The following is a 22,046-nucleotide window of genomic DNA, read 5'->3' on the forward strand; positions in this document are numbered from 1 at the left end:
CACTTGGTGTGCTCCGCTTTCGTGCTGGCTGTGTGAGCAGGGGTCACTTCTCGCTGGCGAAAGAGGCCAGCGAGGCGGTGACGGTGTCCAGCAGCTCCTGCCAGGACTGCTCGAACTTCTGCACGCCCTCGTCCTCCAGCACCTGGACCACGTCGTCGTAGTCCACGCCGGCGGCCGCGATGGCGTCCAGGACGGCCTTGGCGTCGGCGTAGTTGGGGACGATGGTGTTGCCGGTGATCACGCCGTGGTCGGCGGTGGCCTCCAGGGTGGCCTCGGGCATGGTGTTGACGGTGCCCGGGGCGACCAGCTCGGTGACGTACAGGGTGTCCGGCAGGGCCGGGTCCTTGACGCCGGTGGAGGCCCACAGCGGGCGCTGCGGGTTGGCGCCGGCGGCCTCCAGGGCCGTCCAGCGGGCGCTGCTGAAGACCTCCTCGTACGCCTGGTAGGCGAGGCGGGCGTTGGCCAGCGCGGCCTTGGAGCGCAGGTCCTTGGCGTCGCCGCCGATCTTGTCCAGGCGCTTGTCGATCTCGGTGTCCACGCGGGACACGAAGAAGGAGGCGACCGACTCGATCTGGGAGAGGTCCAGGCCGTTGGCCTTGGCGGTCTCCAGACCGGTCAGGTAGGCGTCCATGACGGCCTTGTAGCGCTCGAGCGAGAAGATCAGCGTGACGTTGACGCTGATGCCCAGGCCGATGACCTCGGTGATGGCGGGCAGGCCGGCCTTGGTGGCGGGGATCTTGATCAGGACGTTCGGGCGGTCGACCAGCCACCACAGCTGCTTGGCCTCGGCCACGGTCGGGGCGGTCTGGTGCGCCAGGCGCGGGTCGACCTCGATGGAGACCCGGCCGTCGCGGCCGTTGGAGGCGTCGTAGACCGGGCGCAGCACGTCGGCGGCGTCGCGCACGTCCGAGGTGGTGATCATGCGGATCGCCTCGTCGGTGGTGACCTTGCGGACGGCGAGGTCGCGCAGCTGGCCGTCGTAGGAGCTGTCGCCGCTGCCGGCGATGGCCTTCTGGAAGATGGTCGGGTTGGTGGTGACACCCACCACGTGCGAGTCCTGCACCAGCTCGGCCAGGTTGCCGGAGTTCAGCCGCTTGCGGCTGAGGTCGTCCAGCCAGATCGCCACGCCTTCGTCGCTGAGGCGCTTCAGTGCGTCAGTCATGGTGCTTCAGTCCCTTTTTCTTCTGCTTCGTGGGGTAGTCAGAGGGGGCCGCGTGCCCGCGTGCGGGCGGGCACGCGGCCCGGACGCGTCGGACGCGTTAGCGGTTGACGGCTTCGAGGGAGCGCAGGGCGTTGTGCGCCTCGGCGACCACGCGCTCGGCGGTCAGGCCGAACTCCTCGAACAGCACCTGGTAGTCGGCGGAGGCGCCGAAGTGCTCCAGCGAGACGATCCGGCCGTGGTCGCCGACCAGCTCGCGCCAGCCCTGGGCGATGCCGGCCTCGACCGAGACGCGGGCCTTGACCGACGGCGGCAGCACGCTGTCGCGGTAGGCCTGGTCCTGCTCCTGGAACCACTCGAAGGACGGCACCGAGACCACGCGGGTGGCAATGCCCTCGGCCTCCAGGACCTCGCGGGCCTTGACGGCCAGCTGGACCTCGGAGCCGGTGCCCAGCAGGATCACCTGCGGGTCCCCGTTGCCGGCCTCGGCCAGCACGTAGGCGCCCTTGGCGGTGCCCTCGGCGGAGGCGAAGACCTCGCGGTCGAAGGTCGGGACGTTCTGGCGGGTCAGCGCGAGGCCGACCGGGCCGGGGTGGCTGGTCTGGCGCTCGATGACGGTGCGCCAGGCGACGGCCGTCTCGTTGGCGTCGGCCGGGCGGACCATGGACAGGCCCGGGATGGCGCGCAGCGAGGCCATGTGCTCGACCGGCTGGTGGGTCGGGCCGTCCTCGCCGAGGCCGATCGAGTCGTGCGTCCAGACGTAGGTGACCGGCAGCTTCATCAGCGCGGCCAGGCGGACGGCCGGGCGCATGTAGTCGGCGAAGACCAGGAAGGTGCCGCCGTACACGCGGGTCCTGCCGTGCAGGGCGATGCCGTTCATGGTCGAGCCCATGGCGTGCTCGCGGATGCCGAAGTGGATCGTCCGGCCGTACGGGCTGGCCGACTTCAGCGGGTTGCCCTCGGGGAGGAAGGAGCTGTCCTCGTCGATGGTGGTGAGGTTGGACTCCGCGAGGTCGGCCGAGCCGCCCCACAGCTCCGGGATCACCGCGCCGAGCGCCTTGAGGGTCTCGCCGGAGGCCTTGCGGGTGGCGACGTCCTTGCCGGCCGGGAAGGAGGGGACGGCCTTCTTCCAGCCCTCGGGCAGCTCGCCGGCCTGGATGCGGTCGAACTCGGCGGCCCGGTGGGCGTTCGCGGCGCGCCAGGCGTCGAAGCCCTGCTGCCACTGGTCGCGGGTGGCCTTGCCGCGCTTGATGACCTGACGGGCGTGCTCGATGACCTGGTCGCTGACCTCGAAGGTCTTCTCCGGGTCGAAGCCCAGGACCTTCTTGGTGGCGGCGATCTCGGCGGCACCGAGCGCGGAGCCGTGCGCCTTGGCGGTGTTCTGCGCGTCCGGGGCCGGCCAGGCGATGATCGTGCGCATCGCGATCAGCGACGGGCGGGCGGTCTCGGCCTTGGCCGCGGCCAGCGCACCGGCGAGGGCCTCGACGTCGATGTCGCCGTTGGCCTTCGGGGTGACGCGCTGCACGTGCCAGCCGTACGCCTCGTAGCGCTTGAGGACGTCCTCGGAGAAGGCGGTCTCGGTGTCGCCCTCGATCGAGATGTGGTTGTCGTCGTACAGGGCGACCAGGTTGCCCAGCTTCTGGTGGCCGGCCAGCGAGGAGGCCTCGGCGGAGATGCCCTCCTCCAGGTCGCCGTCGGAGACGATGGCCCAGACGGTGTGGTCGAAGGGGGACTCGCCGGCCGCCGCCTCCGGGTCGAACAGGCCGCGCTCGTAGCGGGCGGCCATCGCCATGCCGACCGCGTTGGCGATGCCCTGGCCGAGCGGGCCGGTGGTGGTCTCGACGCCGGCGGTGTGGCCGTGCTCGGGGTGGCCCGGGGTGCGGCTGCCGGCCACGCGGAAGGCCTTGAGGTCGTCCAGCTCCAGGCCGTAGCCCGAGAAGTACAGCTGGGTGTAGAGCGTCAGGCTGGTGTGCCCGGGGGAGAGGACGAAGCGGTCGCGGCCGACCCAGGCCGGGTCGGTCGGGTCGTGGCGCAGGAAGCGCTGGAAGATCAGGTAGGCGGCGGGGGCCAGCGACATGGCCGTCCCGGGGTGCCCGTTACCGACCTTCTGGACAGCGTCCATAGCCAGGACCCGCGCCGTGTCAACCGTGCGCTCGTCCAGGTCGCTCCACTCGAATGCGTTCTTCGGCGCAGTGCTCACCCTGTCTCAGGGCTCCTTCCATTGTGAAGAGTGACCCCGTGAATGGGGACCGGGTCGGCCACGGCGCTGTGGTCCCGACTGTGGATGGTGCCGGTCACGGAGGGTAGATCCCGCTTCTGCGTGCGAGCCTACCGTCCGGGCCGGGGCTCACCCTCCGTGCCGGGACAACCGGGATTTCCGCATGGTGATTCCCACTAGGGCGTTCTGATCCGTTTCGTCCCAGACTCTCCTGATTCGACGGGGCCCGCCGCCCGGGAGGTCGGGACGGGTTGCGGGGACGCGGCGGAGGCGCTTCGTGGCTTCACCCAGTCGGTCGACCCGGGGGCGGGCCGTCCGCCCCGCCGGGGGACCCCGGAGCCGGTTGGGATGTATGGAGCGTCTATGGTGTCGTGGTACGCGCAGAGCGGACGATTCGGGACCCTTCGTTCCTGTGGACGCCTGCGAAGTTTCATCTTCAGTTGGGGTGTTAGTGACCGCCGTCGAAACCCGTCCCGCCGGGGTCACCGGGGCGACTCCTGCGCACCGGCCCATCGGGGCCCGTGTCGGCGCGTTCGTCGCACTGACCAAGCCGCGGATCATCGAGCTGCTGCTGATGAGCACCGTGCCGGTGATGTTCCTGGCCCAGCAGGGCGTGCCGAACATGCTGCTGGTGCTCAAGGTCGTGGTCGGCGGCTACCTGTCGGCGGGCGGCGCCAACGCCCTCAACATGTACATCGACCGCGACATCGACGCGCTGATGACCCGCACCGAGCGGCGGCCGATCGTCACCGGGATGGTGTCGCCGCGCGAGGCGCTGGTCTTCGGCATCACGCTCGGGGTCCTCTCCACCCTGATGCTCGGCTTCGGCGTCAACTGGCTCTCCGCCGGACTCGCCCTCGGCGCGCTGCTGTTCTACGTGTTCGTCTACACGCTGGGGCTCAAGCGGCGCACCTCGCAGAACATCGTCTGGGGCGGCATCGCCGGCTGCATGCCGGTGCTGATCGGCTGGTCGTCGGTCACCAACTCGGTGTCCTGGGCGGCGGTCGCGCTGTTCCTGGTGGTCTTCTTCTGGACCCCGCCGCACACCTGGGTGCTGTCCATGAAGGTGCGCGACGACTACGAGCGGGCCGGCGTGCCGATGCTGCCGGTGATCAAGGGCAACGTGGCGGTCGGCAAGCAGGTCGTCGCCTACTCCTGGGTCATGGTCGCGGTCTCGCTGGCGGTCTGGCCGCTCGGGCACATGAGCTGGCTCTACCCCGTCGCCGCGGTGCTGCTCGGCGGCTTCTGGCTGCGCGAGGCGCACGCGCTGTACGGGCGGGCCAAGGCCGGGATCGTGGGCGCCAAGCTCAAGGAGATGCGGCTGTTCCACTGGTCGATCACCTACCTGTCGCTGCTGTTCGTGGTGTGCGCGATCGACCCGTTCGTGAAGTAGGACGTCCCTGACGCTTCTGACGTCGAAGAGCCCCGGTCCTGGTGGACCGGGGCTCTTCGCGTTGTCACCGTGCCGGGAGTTCGGAGGGGCCGACGTGGTCGTCCAGCCAGTCCTTGAGCGGCTGGGAGGCGTGCAGGAAGGCGGTGATCCGGGTGTGGGCGGTGCGGGTGCCGAGCCACTTCGCGGGGGCCCATTCCTGCCAGGCGACCAGGCCCTTGTGGCGGAGCAGCTCGATCCGCGGGTGGTCCTTGGGGAAGCCGCGCGGGGCGGTCTTGAGGGAGTCCCGGCCGAACACCTGGGGGCCGTCCTTCTCCACCGCGGCGATCACCCGCTCCAGCTCGGCACCGCTGACGTCCTCGGCGACGGCGGCGCGGTAGCGGTCCAGCTGGTCCGGCGCGAGCTGGTACATCCCGTTGCCGCAGGCCAGGCCGTCGGCGGAGAGCTGGATGTAGCCACCGGCCTCCAGGTGCGCGCCGATGTGCGTCTTGTACGGGGACTTGTCGGCACTGAACCGGACGTCGCGGTTGGGGCGGAAGATCTTCCCCGGCCCGAACTCCGGCTCCAGCTCGGCGAGCAGCAGCTCCATGGGCGCCCGTACGACGTCGTCGTACTGCTCCTTGTGGGCCTGCCAGAAGGTCTTGGAATTGTCGGCTTCGAGGTGCTCGTAGAAGTCGAGCGCCTCGGCCGGCCAGCCGGAGAAGGTCACGCATCCAGTATGTGGCCCGGTGCACAGGGCGCTCCCGTCGCCAGCACGACTACCGGTGGGTAGCATGCGGGCATGAGCAGCGCAGAGACCGCCACCGCCGCCGCGCCGGACGCCCGCACCGAGCGCCGCGCCAAGCGCATCGCCAAGCACCTGACCAGCTTCGCCCAGCAGCACGGCGGCAGCGCCGACGCGGTCGTCGAGTACGTCGGCGCCGTGGCCACCCGCATCGTCGTGGTCGGCGCGGACGGCGCCTGGGGCGACCAGGTGGCCCCCACCTACGCCGTCGGCCGCCGAGCCGCCGAGCTGGCCGGGCTCACCCTGCACGACGACTTCGAGGGCGAACTGGGCCTCAAGGTCAAGACCAGCGCCTATGAGTGGAAGCGCATGGCGGGCCTCCAGCTCGGCGGCTGAGCACTCCTCTGCCGATGCCGACGGCCCGGCTCCCCACCTGGGGAGCCGGGCCGTCGTTTCGGTTGGAGAGCATGGATCAAAGTGGGATGACCCGGGTCAGTCGTACGACGTGGTTGTCGCTGTCGATGACGTACTCGACCAGGCCGCGCCCGTGAGGGATCGGAAGTCGGCGCCAGTCACCGGCGGTGTCGCCAGGTCCTCCGGATCGATGTCACTCACCTGGCAGTTCTCCGCCCCGCTCCCGGCGCAGCCGGACGATGTCGGCCATGGTGACGGTGGGCAGGGTGCCGGCGCGGGCCGCGGCGATGATGCGGTCCTGCTCAGGGTCGGCATCCATCTCCGCCTCGCACCACCAGCGGTTCAGGACCTGCTCGACCTGGCCGATCGGGGCTTGGCCGAGTTCGCGGTAGAAGGCCATGCGGCGGGCGCCGGTGAGAGCTTCGGCGATGCCGTCCGGGGTGCGTGGCACCCGCGGCTGCTGTTCCTGGTGGTGTGCGGGCTGGACGCTCATCCGATCCTCCTGCTGCTCGACACCACCGTATCGGTTGTCTCCTCGGCTGTGGCCGCTGTGCTTCCGGGCTCGCGCCGGAAGAACGGCCATGCCCCCGGAGCGGTGATCGCGTAGTTCCCGGTGCACGTGTCCACCAGGGCGGCGCGGGGTTGTTCTGATGGGCTCATCCCTCCGTGCCTTGCGCTGGCTGGTCGGCGATGGCATGAGCGATCGCCCTGGTCACAGCACCCTCTGGTCGGGTGCCCGGACGGGGTGGGTGGGGTGGTCGAGCCAGGGCCATTGGCTGTCCGCGGTGACGGTGAGGCCGAAGCGGTCGGGTGTCGGGCGGTCGTGCTGCTCCCACCAGTGGTGGGCGGCTTCGACCTCGTCCCAGAGGCGGCGGGGGCCGTGCTGCCAGACGGTGAAGTGATCGGTTTGGTCGTCGGCGTGGTCGACGGCGGCCCAGGAGCGGGCGTCGGTGGTCGCGATCCAGAGCCGGGTGTCGACGCCGTCGACGCCCGGCTCGTCCTCCCAGGCGGTCCACACGTCGCCCAGTCGGAGGCCGAGGGCGAAGCGGGCCTCCCAGTGGTCGCCCGTGATGCTCCACGGTGGCAGCGTGGTTACGGATTCCTTCGGTACGTGGTCGTCCCGGACGACATCGCGGAAGATCCGCAGGTCCTGCCGCTGGTTGCGCATCAGCATGAACGCGGAGTGCGGGCTGAAACGGCCTTGGGCGCGGTCGTGCTCGACCGTGAGCTTGAGCAGGCCCCAGCACACCAGGGGGTTGTCCCAGGGGGTGAGGATGATGCCGCCGGGGCGGGTCTGCTCGATCCAGGCCCAGGGCACGCGGCGGACCGAACAGGTGGAGATGATCCGGTCGTACGGGTGCCGGCGGGGCCAGCCCTGGGCGCCGTCTCCGCAGACCAGGTCCACGTCCAGACCGGCGGCGTTCAGGGCGGCCCAGGCCTGTTCGGAGACCTCGGGGTCGATCTCGATCGAGGTGACGTGCCCAGGGCCGAGGCGGTGGGCGAGCAGGGCGGCGTTCCAGCCGGTGCCGGTGCCGACCTCCAGGACGTTCATGCCGGGCCGGACGTCGAGGTCGCGGAGCATGCGGACGACGATCGAGGGGGCCGAGGCGGAGGAAGAGGGCCAGGCATCGGCCGGATCGGCCGATGCCTGGCCGTCGTTGACCTGGGTGACGACGGGCGCGTCGGCGTAGGCCGCCTCGAACCAGCGGTGGTGGTCGGTCGAGAGGGCGCAGGGCTGGTAGCCGCCCTGGTCGTCCTCCAGCCAGATCCGCTCGGGGAGGAAACGGTGGCGAGGGATCGCGGTGACCGCTTCCTTCCACTCGCGGGGGACCGGGCCGTCGAGCGCTTCGCCGACGGCCCGGAGCAGGCCGCGCACGGCGGCCTGCTCCGGTCGATGCACGGGGTCCGTCACTTGTTGCCCTCGTCCTTCTTGTGCTTCGGGTCGGGCGCCGGGCGCTGACCGTCGGGGGACGGCTTGCTCGTGCCGGGGTCCTTCTTGCCCCCGTGCTTGCCGCCGCTGGGCTTGTCGGTTCCCCAACCCATGGGTCCTCCTTGAATGTTGACGCGTATTGGTGATCCCGTCCGCGCCGCCGGGCCGGCGGCGCGGACGGGAGTTCAGTGGGAGCGGTTGATCAGGATCAGGGCCGCGGCGACGACGTGCAGCCCGGCTGCAGCGGACACCCCGTAGGCGGCCCACACCCGGTTGGGGTCGGGGACGGGCGGGGGCGGCGGCGCATCGTCGGACTCGTAAGTGTCGTCCGGCGGTGGTGAGTTCACCGGGGGATCGGGGAGGGCGTCGCAAGGTCCGCGTGGACGACCTTGCCGAAGGGGAGGGGCGTGACGCCCCAGCGGCCGCGGGTGAGGCGGTGGACCATCGCCAGGCCCCGGCCGGATGTGGCGTCGGGGCCGGCCTGGACCATCACTGGCATCGAGCGGGACCCGTCCCCGACGAGGATGCGCAGGGTCCGGTCGGTCGGCCGGCGGATGCCGACGAGCATGCGGGTCCGGCAGCAGGTCTCGACCGCGTTGGTGGCCAGTTCGCTGACGATGACGACGGCGTCGTCCACCAGGTCGTCCAGCCCCCATTCCCGCAGCTTCGTGCGCACGAAGCTGCGGGCGATGCCCACCGACTCGGGCCGATACGGCAGGCATATGGTCGCCGGCGCAGTGAGTCGACCGGCAGCGGGCACTGCTGCTTGCCCGGTGTCGTCGATCACCCGGACTGGCACTGCAGTGAGTTGAGGCATCGGACTGCTCCCGTGGGTGGATCAGGGTGGCTGATCCACATTCAAGGCCGTCTCGTCTGCCCCGGAGACTCCGAGGAGGTGACTCCAAATCGGAGTCAGCATCGACCTCATGAGCCTACGATCGATACACATCGTGAAGGAGGCGAAACGGTGGGTGTTCAGCCGGGCCTGTATGAGGTGGTGGCAGGTCTGCTCCAGGAGCAGCGTCTCCTGAGAGCATGCGAGGCCCGTGACATGGGCGCTGTGTTTCGGCTCCTCAACGCGCGCGGTGTCAGTACCCGGCGCATTGCCGCAGCTGTGGAGATCAGCCAAGGGCGGCTGTACGACTACATGAATGGCAAGACCAGGGTCGAGAAGTTGGCGCTGTTCGAGCAGATCGCAGACGCCTTCCACATCCCCGGAGAGTTGCTCGGCCTTGCCCGCAGATCCTGGGAACCAGATCTGGCCTCCGAGTCCTCAGCTCCTTCGGCGGCTCCTCCGGAGGCCGAGAGCGGCAGCGACTTGGCCACCATGGAGGCCTTCCGTCGTGCAGATCGGCAGGCGGGAGGTGGGCGCCTGTACTCAGCCGTGCTTCACCACCTCTCGGGCCAGGTGGCGCCGCGTCTGGTTGATGTTGCGAGTAGCCCACACGTCTTCGCTGCCGCTGCTGCGCTCACCGAAATGGCCGGTTGGATGGCGCACGATTCTGGCCGTGACGACCTTGCTGCTCGGCACTTCGCTCGTGCACTTCCTCTCGCGCGTGCTTCCGGCGATCTGCCGTTGACGGCGCACGTGGCAGCCAGCACCAGCCATCTGTGCCTCCAGGTCGGCGATCAGGCGAAGGCCGTTCACTGGGCCACCGTCGGGATTGAATTGGCTGGCCGGGGTCCGCATCTGCCAACCCTCATGGCTCGCCTGAACACCATGCTGGCCCGAGCGTTGGCAGCCTCGCGGCACTACGGTCCGGCCTCGCAAGCACTTGATCATGCTTACGCGGCTCTTGTGGGCGGAGCCGATGATGAGCACCCATGGTTGAGCCCGTTCGACGACGCCACCCTTGCCAGCGAGTCGGCGCTGGCATTCAGTGACCTCGGCCTGCCAAAGGAGGCTCTTCGCCATGGGGAGCAAGCTGTCGTGCTGCGCGAGGAGGGGCGTGCCCGTTCGCTGACCTTCAGCCGCATCACCCTTGCCCGTATCCATGCCGATCGCGGCGACTTGGATGCCGCGATCGGCGTCGGAACCGATCTTCTCGACACCAGCCCGACGCTCGGGTCCGTCCGGGTCGTTCATCAGATGGATGACCTCCGTGAACTTCTCGGAAGGCACCGCGACTACGGTCCGGTCGGTGAGTACCTGGCACGATTCGATGAGGCGCGCAGAGCCCGGCAACTCATGCTCGCTGACATCATCCCGTCGCCTCGGGGAGGTTCAACGTGAGGCCTGTACCTGCCGATACCGAAGCTTGGAACGCCTACCTCGCCGAGGGCAATGCGAGACAAGCCCGCAAGCGCGTGTCGGCGGACGTGATCCTGCGCGACCTGACCGGTCGCATCCTGACCGTCAACCCGACCTACAAGGAGGGTTGGGACCTGCCTGGCGGCATGGCGGAGGAGAACGAATCACCGGACGCGGCTGCTGTGCGGGAACTGCGTGAGGAACTGGGCCTGGAGATCACCATCCGTCGCCTGCTGGTCGTGGACTGGGTTGCACCGCACGGCCCGTGGGACGACCAGATCGCGTTCATCTTCGACGCGGGAACCCTTCCGCCCGCTCAGGCCGCGAGGGTTCGCCCACACGACGACGAACTGTCCGAGGCCACATTCCTGCCGGTTGCGGAGGCAGCCAACCGGCTCCGAATCCGCCAGCGGAATCGGTTGAATGCTGCTGCCAGGGCAATCTCGGACGGCAGCACGCGGTACCTGCGGGACGGGGTGGAGGCGTGGTGATGCTGGGAACGCAGCTGTTGTGACACGGCGAAGGCCCCCATCCGAATCGGATGGGGGCCTTCGCGACGGTGCTCAGACTGCGGCGGCCTGGGGGGCCTGGGTGGGGAGTTCGTCGACGACTGCTTCGGCCTCGCGGGTGCGGAGGGCGAGGGGGATGCGCAGGGCGGCGATCCACGTCAGGGTGGCGCCGAGCATGTGGAGGCCGACCATGAGCTCGGGGGCGTCGGTGAAGTACTGGATGAAACCCAAGACGCCCTGGAGGAGGAGGACGGCCAGCAGTTCCTTGGTGCGGGCCTTGGCTGCCGGGGGAGCCTTGATCGCGGCGAAGACGAAGATCATCGCGATGGTGAGGCCGACCGAGACGAAGGCGAGGTCGGCGTGGAACTGCGCGAGCCTGTCGTAGTCGATCGGGATGCGGGGGACGATCTTGTTGTCCTGCGGGGTGCCCGGGTGGTGGCCGGCTCCGGTGACCAGGGTGCCCGCCGCGACCAGGAGGCCGACCACGGTGACCAGGACGTAGGAGAGCTGGTGGATCGGGCGGGCGACCGCGAGCTTGGGGGCGCCGTCGCCTTCCTTCGACCGCTCCCACATGAGGAGGGCGACCCAGACCAGCGCCATCGCGGCGATCATGTGCAGCGCCACCGTGTACGGGTTGAGGCCCGTCAGCACCGTGATGCCGCCGAGCACCGCGTTGCTCATCACGAGCCAGAACTGGGCCCAGCCGAGCTTGGTCATGCTGCGCCGCCACGGGCGGTGGCAGCGCGCCGCCAGGATCGCCCAGCCGACCGCCGCGCTCAGCACGTACGTCAGCATCCGGTTGGTGAACTCGACGATGCCGTGGAAGCCCATCTCCGCCGTGGGCGTCAGGCTCTCGGCGGTGCAACGGGGCCACGTGGTACAGCCGAGGCCGGAGGCGGTGAGGCGGACGGCGCCGCCGGTGACGACGATCACCACGCTCATCACCAGCGCGGCGAACGTGGCGCGCCGGACCATCGCGGCGGTGGGCTGCCAGCGCTCGGCGAGCAGGGAGAAGGGGTTCAGCACGGGCTCCATCGTAGGCGGCTTTACGGGCGATCTTGGGGCGGGGCGCGGGCTGCACCGGCCGGTGAGCAAAGCGGACTGTTCGGGCAAGCCGGTCAGTGGTCTTGACCATTCACCCGTTTGGCCGAAAGAGTGCGGATTGGTCCATACCTTTTTCGGGCCTCTCCCACTCCTCCCGCACAAGCGGAGACCCGCACATGCGCATTTCCACCTCCGCCGCCGCGCTCGCGGTCGGCGGCTCGCTCGCACTCGCGAGCCTGATCGCCCCAGCTGCCCAGGCCGTCGGCACCACCGGCACCGATGAGCAGTGCCGCACCCTCGGGGTCGCCAACCTCTACGGCGAGTTCATCGAGGGCGATGACACCCACACCCCCGACGCCGAGGGCGCCGTCGCGGTCGGCGGCAACGCCGACTTCACCGGTGGCTTCTCCGTCGGCCAGGAGCTCACCTCCGCCGAGGTCGACGCCCTGCCCGGTAAGAACGCGCTGGTCGTGGCCGGCCGGATCACCGGCCAGAACACCCAGGTGATGAAGGGCAACGGCGTCTACGGCTCCAAGGCCGACAACGTCGTTGTTCAGGCCCACGCGGGCAGCATCGCCCAGGGCGCGTCGCCGATCGACTTCAAGGCCGAGTTCGCCAAGCTGCGCGCCGCCGCCACCTCGCTGGCCGCCGTGCCGCAGACCGCCGGGGCCACCGTCCAGGCCAAGGGCGCCGAGCTCACCTTCACCGGCGGCGACGCCAAGTACAACAGCTTCACCGTCGACGCCGGGAAGCTTCAGGGTGCCAAGGACGTCTTCGTCAAGGTGCCGGCCGGCTCGGTGACCGTCATCAACGTGACCGGCGGCTCGTACGACATGGCGGCCGCCGGGACCACCGGCTTCCACCTGTGGGACGAGGGCAAGTCGGCCTTCCTGCTGGACGACAAGAACCAGAGCGCGGCGGGCGGTGCGATCCGGGCCAAGCTGCTCTGGAACTTCCCCACCGCGACCAAGGTGGTCAAGAACAGCGGGGCCGCCTGGGCGGGTACCGTGCTCGCGCCGAACGCCGCCTTCGACCTGGGGAGTGGGGGACCGGTCAACGGATCGGTCATCGCGGCCTCGCTGACCGGCAAGGGCGGCGCGGAGACCCACCACTACCCCTTCACCGGCTGCCTGCCCGGCACCGTCGTGCCGACCCCGACCGGTACGCCGAGCGTGCCGCCGGTGGTGCCGAGCGGTTCGCCGACCAGCCCGGTGACGCCGAGTTCCTCGGCGAGCCCGTCCGGCTCGCCGAGCGTTCCGGCGACCGGCAAGCCGAGCGCGAGCGGTTCGGCCAGCCCGTCCGCCTCCGGCACGGCGGCCGTCCCGAGTGCCTCGGCCAGCCCGTCGGCCCAGGCGAACGAGGGCGGCAACTTGGCGCACACCGGCTCCGGCCCGGTGCTGCCGCTGGCGATCGGCGGCGCCGTGGTGCTCGCCGCCGGTGGCGGGATCGTGGTGGCGGCCCGGCGAAAGGCCGCGAAGCGGGCCTGAGAAAGCCTGAGAGGCCCGAAGGGGCCTGAGCAGCCCGGCTGTTCGTCGACGTGTCGACAGGCGCCCCCGGTGATTGAACCTGATCACCGGGGGCGCCGTTCTGTTCTGAAGGTGACGAAGTTCATTCAAGTTTGCCGATTCCGCGTTCTGCGAGGTGGCAGCTGTGATGGGCTGGTCATGCACATCCAGGAACGGACCGACAGACGAAATCCGGTCGCACGGCGGGGTGTGGTGAGGTGTGGAAGTGCCGGTAGAGTCCCCCGGACATGTCGTAGTGGGCCTCCACGAACCACTTCAACCCGCCTGCTGCGCAAGACCGTTCGGAGGGGAACAGGGTAATGGCGCGACAGCAGCGGCACATTCGGATGGGCGCGGCGGCACTCGCCGGTACGGCGGCGGCCGGAATTCTCCTGCCGCTGGCACTGGCCACCAACGCCTCGGCGCACGTGCCGACTTGGTCGGTGACCTGCGACAAGGTCGTGATCGACCTGATCAACTACAGCGGTAAGAAGGACGTGCAGAACACCGTCAGCCTCACCGTCGGCGACGAGAAGGTCCTGGACGGGAAGACCTTCCCCGAGGAGTTCCACGGCACCTTCCCGGTGAAGGACCACGACGCCCCGGTCACGGCGCACCTGGTGGTCAAGACCACCGAGACCCCGGCCGAGAAGGGGTGGAGCATCGACGAGACCAAGACCATCGCGCCGTGCCACACCCCCACCCCGACCCCGACCGAGACCCCCACCAAGACCCCCACGCCTACCCCCACCCCGACCAAGACCCAGACCCCGACGCCGAGCGCCACCCCGACCCCCTCGGTGACCCCCACCCCCAGCAAGACCCCGGCCGTCCCGGCGCCCAGCACCAGCGCCCCGGCGCTGGCCCAGACCGGTAGCAGCGACGCCACCCCGATGATCGCGGCGGCCGGCGGCGGCGTGCTGCTGGTCGGTGGCGCGCTCGTGCTGCTCGCCCGCAAGCGGCGCGGTGGCAGCCAGGGCTGACCCTCGGCGATCGGCTGAAACGCGCGACGCCCCCGGCCTCAAGAGGTCGGGGGCGTCGCTGCGTTGCGAGGGGGCGAGGTCACTCCCAGCGGAAGAACCGCGCGGCCGCGGCCAGCCCCAGGACGGCCCAGCCGGCCAGGATGCCGAGGTCCGACCAGGGCACCCCGGCGCCGTGCTGGAGCACCGAGCGCAGCCCGTCCGAGAGCGCCGAGATCGGCAGCAGCTCCAGCACGGACCGTACGGCCTCCGGGAACTTGGTGAGCGGCACGATCACCCCGCCGGCCAGCAGCAGCAGGATGAACACCAGGTTGGCGGCGGCCAGGGTGGCCTCGGCCTTGAGGGTGCCGGCCATCAGCAGGCCGAGCCCGGAGAAGGCGGCGGTGCCCAGGACCAGCAGCGCGGCGACGGCCAAGGGGTTGCCGTGCGGGGACCAGCCGAGCGCCAGGGCGATCACCGACAGCAGGGCGACCTGCAACACCTCGGTGACCAGCACGCAGCCGGTCTTGGCGGTCAGCAGGGTCCCCCTCGGCAGCGGGCTGGCGCCGAGCCGCTTGAGCACGCCGTAGCGGCGCTCGAAGCCGGTGGCGATGGCCTGCCCGGTGAAGGCGGTGGACATCACGGCCAGCGCGAGCAGGCCGGGCGCCAGGAAGTCGACCCGCTTGCCGGGGCCCTCGACGGCGACGACGTCGACGGCGGAGAACAGCACCAGCAGCACGGTCGGGATGACCACGGTGAGCAGCAGCTGCTCGCCGTTGCGCAGCAGCATCTTGGTCTCGAAGGCCGTCTGGGCGAGCAGCATCCGGCCGACCGGGGCCGCACCGGGCCTAGGCGAGTAGTCGGTCACGAGCGGAGCTCCCGTCCGGTCAGGTCGAGGAAGACGTCTTCGAGGCTGCGGCGCTGCACCGCGAGCCGTTCGGGCAGGACGCCGGAGGCCGCGCACCAGCCGGTGACGGTGGCCAGCAGTCGGCTGGGGTCGAGCGGTGCCTCGACGCGGTAGCTGCCGGGGGCGGTCTCGGTGGCGGCGGCGCCCGCGGGCAGTTCCTTGAGCAGCGGGCCGAGGTCGAGGCCGGGCGGGCCGTCGAAGCGCAGGGCGTCCTCGGCACCGCCGCGGCACAGCTCCTCGGTGGTGCCGCCGGCGATGACCTTGCCGCGGTCGACGATGGCGACGTGGTCGGCGAGCTGTTCGGCCTCGTCCATGTGGTGGGTGGTGACCACCACGGTGACGCCGTCCCGGCGCAGGTCGCGGACCAGGTCCCAGGTGGCGCGGCGGGCCTGGGGGTCGAGGCCGGCGGTGGGCTCGTCCAGGAAGACCAGTTCGGGGCGGCCGACCACGGCCATGGCCAGGGCGAGCCGCTGCTGCTGGCCGCCGGAGAGCCGGCGGTAGGTGGTGCGGCCGCAGGAGCCGAGGCCGAGGCGTTCGACCAGGGCGTCCACGTCCAGCGGGTGGGCGTGCAGCTTGGCGGTGTGGCGCAGCATCTCGACGGCGCGCGCACCCGCGTACACCCCGCCGGACTGGAGCATGACGCCGATCCGGGGCCGCAGGGCGGCGCTCTGGGCGACCGGGTCGAGGCCGAGGACGCGGACGGTGCCGGCGTCGGGGCGGCGGTAGCCCTCGCAGGTCTCGATGGTGGTGGTCTTGCCGGCGCCGTTGGGGCCGAGCACGGCGGTGATCGCGCCGCGTGCGATGGTGAGGTCGAGGCCGTCCACCGCGGCTTTGTCGCCGTAGCGCTTGACCAGCCCGGCGACCTGGACCGCGGGTTCGGAATGCATACCGGCGAGTCTAAGAGGGCCGAACGCGCAGGCCGTCCACCGGCCTTGGTGATCGTTTTCGCAGCTCAGGTAAGGCTTACCTGCGTGACAGATGCCACGGGTGAGGCCTGGATCACGGCTTGTCCTGCCGGAAGTAATTACGCAACACTGGTGTTGTGAAAAACATGCGCGAGCACACCCCGCAGCAGGAGGCCGAGTCGGCCCCCGGCTGTGACGTGCCCGTGACGGCGGCCGAGGTGCTGCTGGAGGGCCACCGGGCCACTCGGGACCGGGTCGCCCGGTCGATCCTGGACCACGGCCCCTCCTCCGCCGCCGACCTGGCGACCCGGCTCGGCCTCACCGCCGCCGCCGTCCGCCGCCACCTCGACGGCCTGGCCGCCACCGGTTTGGTCGAGTCCCGCGAACAGCGGGTCTACGGCAGCCGGGGCCGGGGCCGTCCGGCCAAGGTCTTCGCCCTCACCGACGCCGGTCGGGACGCCTTCTACCAGGCGTACGACCAGCTCGCCGCCGACGCGCTGCGCTGGATCTCCGACGCGGTGGGCGGCGGCAAGGCGGGCGAGGAGGCGGTCGCCGCCTTCGCCCGCGCCCGGTTCGGCAAGCAGGGCGAGAAGTACCGGGAGACACTGCGGGGGGCCGACGCCCAGGAACGCCCGGAGGCCCTCGCCCAGGCGCTGAGCGCGGACGGGTACGCTGCCACGGTGCGGCGTGTCCCGTCGGCCGTGGCCAAGGCCCCGGCGGGCGCCCAGCTCTGCCAGCACCACTGCCCGGTCGCGCACATCGCCGAGCAGTTCCCGCAGCTCTGCGAGGCGGAGACCGAGGTCTTCTCCCAGCTCCTGGGCACCCATGTGCAACGGCTGGCCACCATCGCCCACGGCGACGGGGTCTGCACCACCTATGTGCCGGCACCCGGTGCCGCATCGTCGCCCGCCCAGCCCCCCGCGGGCCGCGGCTCCGATGCAGTGCCGACTGCCAGTACATGAAAACTCCGCGTCCACCGAAGATTCAGCGTCCGCGCGTTAGGAAGCTCGCATGACTGACACCGTTTCGCACCCCGAGCTCGAAGGCCTCGGCAACTACGAGTACGGCTGGGCCGACCCGGACACCGCCGGTGCCACGGCCAAGCGCGGGCTCAGCGAGGACGTCGTCCGCGACATCTCGGCGAAGAAGAACGAGTCCGAGTGGATGCTGAACCTGCGGCTCAAGGGCCTCAAGCTGTTCGGCAAGAAGCCCATGCCGACCTGGGGCTCCGACCTCACCGGCATCGACTTCGACAACATCAAGTACTTCGTCCGCTCCACCGAGAAGCAGGCCGAGTCCTGGGAGGACCTGCCCGCGGACATCAAGGCCACCTACGACAAGCTGGGCATCCCGGAGGCGGAGAAGCAGCGCCTGGTCGCCGGTGTCGCCGCCCAGTACGAGTCCGAGGTCGTCTACCACCAGATCCGCGAGGACCTGGAGGAGCAGGGTGTCATCTTCCTGGACACCGACACCGCGCTGCGCGAGCACCCGGAGATCTTCAAGGAGTACTTCGGCACGGTCATCCCGGCCGGCGACAACAAGTTCGCCGCGCTGAACACGGCCGTGTGGTCCGGCGGCTCGTTCATCTACGTGCCGAAGGGCGTGCACGTCGACATCCCGCTGCAGGCCTACTTCCGGATCAACACCGAGAACATGGGCCAGTTCGAGCGGACGCTGATCATCGTCGACGAGGACGCCTACGTCCACTACGTCGAGGGCTGCACCGCGCCGATCTACTCCTCCGACTCGCTGCACTCGGCGGTCGTCGAGATCATCGTCAAGAAGGGCGGCCGCTGCCGCTACACGACCATCCAGAACTGGTCGAACAACGTCTACAACCTGGTCACCAAGCGCGCCGTGGCGTACGAGGGCGCGACCATGGAGTGGGTCGACGGCAACATCGGCTCCAAGGTCACCATGAAGTACCCGGCCGTCTACCTGATGGGCGAGCACGCCAAGGGCGAGACCCTGTCGATCGCCTTCGCGGGCGAGGGCCAGCACCAGGACGCCGGCGCCAAGATGGTGCACATGGCGCCGAACACCTCGTCCAACATCGTCTCCAAGTCGGTGGCGCGCGGCGGCGGCCGCACCTCCTACCGCGGTCTGATCGAGATCGGCGAGGGCTCGAAGGGCGCCAAGTCCAACGTGCTGTGCGACGCGCTGCTGGTCGACACCATCTCCCGCTCGGACACCTACCCGTACGTGGACGTCCGCGAGGACGACGTGTCCATGGGCCACGAGGCGACGGTCTCCAAGGTCAGCGAGGACCAGCTGTTCTACCTGATGAGCCGCGGCATGACCGAGTTCGAGGCCATGGCGATGATCGTCCGCGGCTTCGTCGAGCCGATCGCGCGCGAGCTGCCGATGGAGTACGCGCTGGAGCTCAACCGGCTGATCGAGCTGCAGATGGAGGGCTCGGTCGGCTGACCCCCGACCGCTGTCGCCGTCCACTGATTTCCGAAGAAGAGAGCACTACGAACAGCCATGGCTGACACGCCTTTGAATGTCGCTGGGAACACCACCGGGGCGACCACCGCCGGTTCGATCGAGGTCGGCACCGCGGGCGCGGGCGCGCAGCTCGCCGGCCCCGGCACCGGCCGGACCACCGTCCAGCAGCCGATCGACGCGCGCGTCGCGGTCAAGCCGTCCTTCGACGTGAACGACTTCCCGGTGCCCACCGGCCGCGAGGAGGACTGGCGGTTCACGCCGCTGCACCGCCTCGGCGGTCTGCACGACGGCACCGCCGCCGCCGGCGAGCGGGGCGAGGACAAGGTCGAGTTCACGCTGCCGGACGGTGTCACCACCGAGACCGTCGGCCGGGACGACGCCCGGCTGGGCAAGGCCGGCACGCCGGTCGACCGGGTCGCCGCGCAGGCGTTCAGCGCCTTCGAGCAGGCGCTCGTGGTCACCGTCCCCAAGGACGCGGTACTGACCGAGCCGGTCCGGATCGACGTGCGCGCCGAGGGCGGGGTCCGCTTCGCCCACGTGGTGATCGACGTCAAGCCGTTCGCCGAGGCCGTCGTGGTGCTCAACCACGAGGGCACCGGCACCCGGGCCGCCAACGTCGAGCTGCTGGTCGGCGACGGCGCCAAGCTCACCTTCGTCTCCGTCCAGGACTGGGACCGGGACGCCGTCCACACCGCCCAGCACAGTGCGCTGGTCGGCCGGGACGCCTCGTTCAAGTCCGTGGTCGTCACCTTCGGTGGCGACCTGGTCCGCCTGCACCCGCGGGTCAACTACGCGGCCCCCGGCGGCGAGGCCGAGCTGTTCGGCCTGTACTTCGCCGACGCCGGCCAGCACCTGGAGCACCGCCTGGTCATCGACCACGACACGCCGCACTGCCGGTCGAACGTGGCGTACAAGGGCGCGCTGCAGGGCCAGGACGCCCACGCGGTCTGGGTCGGCGACGTGCTGATCCGCGCCGCCGCGCTCGGCACCGACACCTACGAGCTCAACCGGAACCTGGTGCTCACCGACGGCGCCCGGGTCGACTCGATCCCGAACCTGGAGATCGAGACCGGCGAGATCGTCGGCGCCGGCCACGCCTCGGCGACCGGCCGCTTCGACGACGAGCAGCTGTTCTACCTGATGGCCCGCGGCATCCCCGCCGACGAGGCCCGCCGCCTGGTGGTCCGCGGCTTCTTCGCCGAGCTGCTCCAGCAGATCGGCGTGGCCGAGGTCCAGGAGCAGCTCATGGAGAAGATCGACGCCGAGCTGGAAGCGGCGGTCTGATCCCGATGAGCTTCCTCCGTGCCTGCGCGCTGAGCGACCTCCAGGAGGACGTGCCCAAGCGCGTGGACCTCAACGGCGTGCCGGTCTCGGTCGTCCGCACCGACGAGGGGGTGTTCGCGATCAACGACACCTGCTCGCACGCGAACGTCTCGCTCTCGGAGGGCGAGGTCGAGGACTGCATGATCGAGTGCTGGCTGCACGGTTCCAGCTTCGACCTGCGCACCGGCAAGCCCTCCGGCCTGCCCGCCACCAAGCCGGTCGCTGTCTACCCCGTAAAGATCGAAGGGGACGATGTGCTCGTCTCCGTCAACCAGGAGTCCTGAGTACACATGGCAACCCTTGAAATCCGCGACCTGCACGTCTCCGTCGAGGCCGAGAACGGCCCGCGCGAGATCCTGAAGGGCGTCGACCTGACCGTGAAGCAGGGCGAGACCCACGCCATCATGGGTCCGAACGGCTCCGGCAAGTCCACCCTGGCCTACTCGCTGGCCGGCCACCCCAAGTACACCGTCACCGGCGGCACCGTGCTGCTGGACGGCGAGGACGTCCTGGAGATGTCCGTCGACGAGCGCGCCAAGGCCGGCGTCTTCCTGGCCATGCAGTACCCCGTCGAGGTCCCCGGCGTCTCGGTCTCCAACTTCCTGCGCACCGCCGCCACCGCCGTCCGCGGCGAGGCCCCCAAGCTGCGGCTGTGGGTCAAGGAAGTCAAGGAGGCGATGGCCGCCCTGCAGATGGACCCGGCGTTCGCCGAGCGCAACGTCAACGAGGGCTTCTCCGGCGGTGAGAAGAAGCGCCACGAGATCCTCCAGCTGGAGCTCCTCAAGCCGAAGATCGCGATCCTCGACGAGACCGACTCCGGCCTGGACGTCGACGCGCTGCGGATCGTCTCCGAGGGCATCAACCGGGTCCGCTCCACCGGCGAGGTCGGCACCCTGCTGGTGACCCACTACACCCGCATCCTGCGGTACATCAAGCCCGACCACGTCCACGTCTTCGCGGGCGGCCGCATCGTCGAGTCCGGCGGCGCCGAGCTGGCCGACAAGCTGGAGAACGAGGGCTACGAGGCGTATGTGAAGGGGGGCGCTTCCGAGTGACCCATACCCCGCTGTCCGGTGCTCCGCTGTCCGGTGGCCCGCTGTCCGGTGCTCCGCTGTCCGGCCTGCTGGACACCGACGCGATCCGCAAGGACTTCCCGGTCCTGCAGCGGCTGCTCCACGAGGACAAGCCGCTCGTCTACCTGGACAACGCGGCCACCTCGCAGAAGCCGCGCCAGGTGCTCGAGGCGCTGACCGGCTACTACGAGCGGCACAACGCCAACGTCCACCGCGGCGTGCACGTGCTCGCCGAAGAGGCCACGGCGCTGTACGAGGGCGCCCGCGACAAGGTCGCGGCCTTCGTCAACGCGCCGAGCCGCAACGAGGTGATCTTCACCAAGAACGCCTCCGAGTCGCTCAACCTCGTTGCCAACATGCTCGGTTGGGCCGACGAGCCGTACAAGGTCGACGCCGACTCCGAGATCGTGATCACGGAGATGGAGCACCACTCCAACATCGTCCCGTGGCAGCTGCTGTCGCAGCGCACCGGTGCGAAGCTCAAGTGGTTCGGGCTCACCGACGAGGGCCGGCTCGACCTGTCGGACATCGACGAGCTGATCACCGAGAAGACCAAGGTGGTCTCCTTCACCCTGGTCTCCAACCTGCTCGGCACGATCAACCCGGTCGAGACGATCGTCCGCAAGGCCCAGTCGGTCGGCGCGCTGGTCGTCATCGACGCCTCGCAGGCCGCGCCGCACATGGTGCTCGACGTGCAGGCGCTGGAGGCCGACTTCGTCGCCTTCACCGGCCACAAGATGCTGGCCCCGACCGGCATCGGCGTGCTCTGGGGCCGCCAGGAGCTGCTGGAGGACCTCCCGCCGTTCCTCGGCGGCGGCGAGATGATCGAGACCGTCACCATGGGCTCGTCCACCTACGCCCCGGCGCCGCACAAGTTCGAGGCCGGCACCCCGCCGATCGCCCAGGCGGTCGGGCTCGGCGCGGCCATCGACTACCTGTCGGCGATCGGCATGGACAAGATCGCCGCGCACGAGCACGCGATCACCGAGTACGCGGTGGAGCGCCTGCTGGAGGTCCCCGACCTGCGGATCATCGGTCCGCGCACGGCCGTGGACCGCGGCGCCGCGATCTCCTTCACCCTCGGCGACATCCACCCGCACGACGTGGGCCAGGTGCTGGACGAGCAGGGCATCGCCGTGCGCGTCGGACACCACTGCGCACGTCCGGTCTGCCTCCGGTACGGAATTCCGGCGACCACGCGGGCGTCGTTCTACCTGTACTCGACGCCGGGCGAGGTCGACGCGCTGATCGACGGCCTGCACCACGTCCGGAACTTCTTCGGCTGAC

At 70.1% G+C, this 22,046-nt stretch carries 23 protein-coding genes; 12 read left to right on the forward strand and 11 right to left on the reverse strand.

Annotated features, from left to right (window positions below; all coding sequences use genetic code 11):
* Positions 1-43: 43 nt before the first annotated feature.
* Positions 44-1,162: a transaldolase gene (gene tal / locus ACFVXG_RS22765; protein ID WP_387930122.1), complete on the reverse strand. Its 1,119-nt coding sequence runs from the start codon at positions 1,160-1,162 to the stop codon at positions 44-46.
* 97 nt (positions 1,163-1,259) lie between these two features.
* Positions 1,260-3,359, reverse strand: coding sequence for a transketolase (gene tkt / locus ACFVXG_RS22770; protein ID WP_387930124.1), 2,100 nt, complete (start codon positions 3,357-3,359; stop codon positions 1,260-1,262).
* A gap of 463 nt (positions 3,360-3,822) precedes the next feature.
* On the opposite strand from tkt, the gene ACFVXG_RS22775 reads away from it, so the two are divergent.
* The gene (locus ACFVXG_RS22775; protein ID WP_387930126.1) at positions 3,823-4,770 is read left to right on the forward strand and encodes a heme o synthase; all 948 of its coding nucleotides are present in this window, start codon (positions 3,823-3,825) and stop codon (positions 4,768-4,770) included.
* A gap of 64 nt (positions 4,771-4,834) precedes the next feature.
* Here the strand turns inward: ACFVXG_RS22775 and ACFVXG_RS22780 are convergent, their stop codons facing one another.
* On the reverse strand, positions 4,835-5,476 hold the full coding sequence (locus ACFVXG_RS22780) for a DUF2461 domain-containing protein (protein ID WP_387930128.1): 642 nt from the start codon (positions 5,474-5,476) through the stop codon (positions 4,835-4,837).
* Positions 5,477-5,548: 72 nt separating this feature from the next.
* Between ACFVXG_RS22780 and ACFVXG_RS22785 the strand changes: the two genes are divergently transcribed.
* Entirely contained in the window at positions 5,549-5,887 is a 339-nt protein-coding gene (locus ACFVXG_RS22785) for a hypothetical protein (protein WP_387930130.1), read from the forward strand.
* A gap of 211 nt (positions 5,888-6,098) precedes the next feature.
* Here ACFVXG_RS22785 and ACFVXG_RS22790 read toward each other — a convergent pair whose 3' ends face one another.
* From ACFVXG_RS22790 to ACFVXG_RS22810, 5 genes are all read right to left on the reverse strand, one after another.
* Positions 6,099-6,398: a hypothetical protein gene (locus ACFVXG_RS22790; protein ID WP_387930131.1), complete on the reverse strand. Its 300-nt coding sequence runs from the start codon at positions 6,396-6,398 to the stop codon at positions 6,099-6,101.
* Positions 6,399-6,617: 219 nt separating this feature from the next.
* Positions 6,618-7,817, reverse strand: coding sequence for a methyltransferase domain-containing protein (locus ACFVXG_RS22795; RefSeq protein ID WP_387930132.1), 1,200 nt, complete (start codon positions 7,815-7,817; stop codon positions 6,618-6,620).
* On the reverse strand, positions 7,814-7,948 hold the full coding sequence (locus ACFVXG_RS22800) for a hypothetical protein (RefSeq protein WP_387930134.1): 135 nt from the start codon (positions 7,946-7,948) through the stop codon (positions 7,814-7,816). The genes ACFVXG_RS22795 and ACFVXG_RS22800 overlap by 4 nt, the downstream gene beginning before the upstream one ends.
* Before the next feature lie 72 nt (positions 7,949-8,020).
* Positions 8,021-8,182: a hypothetical protein gene (locus ACFVXG_RS22805; protein WP_387930136.1), complete on the reverse strand. Its 162-nt coding sequence runs from the start codon at positions 8,180-8,182 to the stop codon at positions 8,021-8,023.
* Positions 8,179-8,652: an ATP-binding protein gene (locus tag ACFVXG_RS22810; protein ID WP_387930138.1), complete on the reverse strand. Its 474-nt coding sequence runs from the start codon at positions 8,650-8,652 to the stop codon at positions 8,179-8,181. Before ACFVXG_RS22810 ends, ACFVXG_RS22805 begins: the two co-directional genes overlap by 4 nt.
* 150 nt (positions 8,653-8,802) lie before the next feature.
* Here ACFVXG_RS22810 and ACFVXG_RS22815 point away from each other — a divergent pair, with 150 nt between their 5' ends.
* Positions 8,803-10,068 (forward strand): helix-turn-helix domain-containing protein, encoded by a 1,266-nt coding sequence (locus tag ACFVXG_RS22815; protein ID WP_387930140.1) that lies wholly within the window; start codon positions 8,803-8,805, stop codon positions 10,066-10,068.
* Positions 10,065-10,577, forward strand: a complete 513-nt coding sequence (locus tag ACFVXG_RS22820; protein WP_387930142.1) for an NUDIX domain-containing protein — start codon at positions 10,065-10,067, stop codon at positions 10,575-10,577. Before ACFVXG_RS22815 ends, ACFVXG_RS22820 begins: the two co-directional genes overlap by 4 nt.
* A 72-nt stretch (positions 10,578-10,649) precedes the next feature.
* Here ACFVXG_RS22820 and ACFVXG_RS22825 read toward each other — a convergent pair whose 3' ends face one another.
* Positions 10,650-11,630: a heme A synthase gene (locus tag ACFVXG_RS22825; RefSeq protein ID WP_387930144.1), complete on the reverse strand. Its 981-nt coding sequence runs from the start codon at positions 11,628-11,630 to the stop codon at positions 10,650-10,652.
* A gap of 185 nt (positions 11,631-11,815) precedes the next feature.
* Between ACFVXG_RS22825 and ACFVXG_RS22830 the strand changes: the two genes are divergently transcribed.
* Together ACFVXG_RS22830 and ACFVXG_RS22835 are read left to right on the forward strand one after the other, a co-directional pair.
* Positions 11,816-13,126 (forward strand): choice-of-anchor A family protein, encoded by a 1,311-nt coding sequence (locus ACFVXG_RS22830; RefSeq protein WP_387930146.1) that lies wholly within the window; start codon positions 11,816-11,818, stop codon positions 13,124-13,126.
* 338 nt (positions 13,127-13,464) lie between these two features.
* On the forward strand, positions 13,465-14,127 hold the full coding sequence (locus ACFVXG_RS22835; RefSeq protein ID WP_387930148.1) for an LAETG motif-containing sortase-dependent surface protein: 663 nt from the start codon (positions 13,465-13,467) through the stop codon (positions 14,125-14,127).
* A gap of 79 nt (positions 14,128-14,206) precedes the next feature.
* Here the strand turns inward: ACFVXG_RS22835 and ACFVXG_RS22840 are convergent, their stop codons facing one another.
* Both ACFVXG_RS22840 and ACFVXG_RS22845 read right to left on the reverse strand, forming a co-directional pair.
* The gene (locus ACFVXG_RS22840) at positions 14,207-14,926 is read right to left on the reverse strand and encodes an ABC transporter permease (RefSeq protein WP_387930348.1); all 720 of its coding nucleotides are present in this window, start codon (positions 14,924-14,926) and stop codon (positions 14,207-14,209) included.
* Between the two features lie 41 nt (positions 14,927-14,967).
* Positions 14,968-15,897, reverse strand: coding sequence for an ABC transporter ATP-binding protein (locus tag ACFVXG_RS22845; protein WP_387930150.1), 930 nt, complete (start codon positions 15,895-15,897; stop codon positions 14,968-14,970).
* Positions 15,898-16,061: 164 nt separating this feature from the next.
* On the opposite strand from ACFVXG_RS22845, the gene ACFVXG_RS22850 reads away from it, so the two are divergent.
* From ACFVXG_RS22850 to ACFVXG_RS22875, 6 genes are read left to right on the forward strand one after another with little or no spacing between them, the layout of a single operon-like run.
* Entirely contained in the window at positions 16,062-16,877 is an 816-nt protein-coding gene (locus ACFVXG_RS22850; RefSeq protein WP_387930151.1) for a helix-turn-helix transcriptional regulator, read from the forward strand.
* 49 nt (positions 16,878-16,926) lie between these two features.
* Positions 16,927-18,342: a Fe-S cluster assembly protein SufB gene (gene sufB / locus ACFVXG_RS22855; RefSeq protein WP_350506656.1), complete on the forward strand. Its 1,416-nt coding sequence runs from the start codon at positions 16,927-16,929 to the stop codon at positions 18,340-18,342.
* A 57-nt stretch (positions 18,343-18,399) separates the two neighbouring features.
* Positions 18,400-19,647 (forward strand): Fe-S cluster assembly protein SufD, encoded by a 1,248-nt coding sequence (sufD, locus tag ACFVXG_RS22860; protein WP_387930152.1) that lies wholly within the window; start codon positions 18,400-18,402, stop codon positions 19,645-19,647.
* 5 nt (positions 19,648-19,652) lie between these two features.
* The gene (locus tag ACFVXG_RS22865) at positions 19,653-19,970 is read left to right on the forward strand and encodes a bifunctional 3-phenylpropionate/cinnamic acid dioxygenase ferredoxin subunit (RefSeq protein ID WP_350506658.1); all 318 of its coding nucleotides are present in this window, start codon (positions 19,653-19,655) and stop codon (positions 19,968-19,970) included.
* Between the two features lie 6 nt (positions 19,971-19,976).
* Positions 19,977-20,741, forward strand: a complete 765-nt coding sequence (gene sufC / locus ACFVXG_RS22870; protein ID WP_350506659.1) for a Fe-S cluster assembly ATPase SufC — start codon at positions 19,977-19,979, stop codon at positions 20,739-20,741.
* A 56-nt stretch (positions 20,742-20,797) separates the two neighbouring features.
* Positions 20,798-22,045 carry a cysteine desulfurase gene (locus ACFVXG_RS22875; RefSeq protein ID WP_387930349.1) on the forward strand — a complete coding sequence of 416 codons (1,248 nt, stop codon included), beginning with the start codon at positions 20,798-20,800 and terminating at the stop codon, positions 22,043-22,045.
* Position 22,046: the final 1 nt, after the last annotated feature.

The sequence above is a fragment of the Kitasatospora sp. NPDC058162 genome (assembly GCF_042884005.1).
GTDB lineage: Bacteria > Actinomycetota > Actinomycetes > Streptomycetales > Streptomycetaceae > Kitasatospora.

What these genes read in the sequence shown, in the direction of transcription:
- tal (WP_387930122.1), bottom strand. Translation starts at nt 1,162, where the DNA reads ATGACTGACGCACTGAAGCGCCTCAGCGACGAAGGCGTGGCGATCTGG.
- ACFVXG_RS22785 (WP_387930130.1), top strand. Translation starts at nt 5,549, where the DNA reads ATGAGCAGCGCAGAGACCGCCACCGCCGCCGCGCCGGACGCCCGCACC.
- ACFVXG_RS22790 (WP_387930131.1), bottom strand. Translation starts at nt 6,398, where the DNA reads ATGAGCGTCCAGCCCGCACACCACCAGGAACAGCAGCCGCGGGTGCCA.
- ACFVXG_RS22800 (WP_387930134.1), bottom strand. Translation starts at nt 7,948, where the DNA reads ATGGGTTGGGGAACCGACAAGCCCAGCGGCGGCAAGCACGGGGGCAAG.
- ACFVXG_RS22810 (WP_387930138.1), bottom strand. Translation starts at nt 8,652, where the DNA reads ATGCCTCAACTCACTGCAGTGCCAGTCCGGGTGATCGACGACACCGGG.
- ACFVXG_RS22825 (WP_387930144.1), bottom strand. Translation starts at nt 11,630, where the DNA reads ATGGAGCCCGTGCTGAACCCCTTCTCCCTGCTCGCCGAGCGCTGGCAG.
- ACFVXG_RS22830 (WP_387930146.1), top strand. Translation starts at nt 11,816, where the DNA reads ATGCGCATTTCCACCTCCGCCGCCGCGCTCGCGGTCGGCGGCTCGCTC.
- ACFVXG_RS22835 (WP_387930148.1), top strand. Translation starts at nt 13,465, where the DNA reads ATGGCGCGACAGCAGCGGCACATTCGGATGGGCGCGGCGGCACTCGCC.
- ACFVXG_RS22840 (WP_387930348.1), bottom strand. Translation starts at nt 14,926, where the DNA reads ATGCTGCTCGCCCAGACGGCCTTCGAGACCAAGATGCTGCTGCGCAAC.
- ACFVXG_RS22845 (WP_387930150.1), bottom strand. Translation starts at nt 15,897, where the DNA reads ATGCATTCCGAACCCGCGGTCCAGGTCGCCGGGCTGGTCAAGCGCTAC.
- ACFVXG_RS22850 (WP_387930151.1), top strand. Translation starts at nt 16,062, where the DNA reads ATGCGCGAGCACACCCCGCAGCAGGAGGCCGAGTCGGCCCCCGGCTGT.
- sufB (WP_350506656.1), top strand. Translation starts at nt 16,927, where the DNA reads ATGACTGACACCGTTTCGCACCCCGAGCTCGAAGGCCTCGGCAACTAC.
- sufD (WP_387930152.1), top strand. Translation starts at nt 18,400, where the DNA reads ATGGCTGACACGCCTTTGAATGTCGCTGGGAACACCACCGGGGCGACC.
- ACFVXG_RS22865 (WP_350506658.1), top strand. Translation starts at nt 19,653, where the DNA reads ATGAGCTTCCTCCGTGCCTGCGCGCTGAGCGACCTCCAGGAGGACGTG.
- sufC (WP_350506659.1), top strand. Translation starts at nt 19,977, where the DNA reads ATGGCAACCCTTGAAATCCGCGACCTGCACGTCTCCGTCGAGGCCGAG.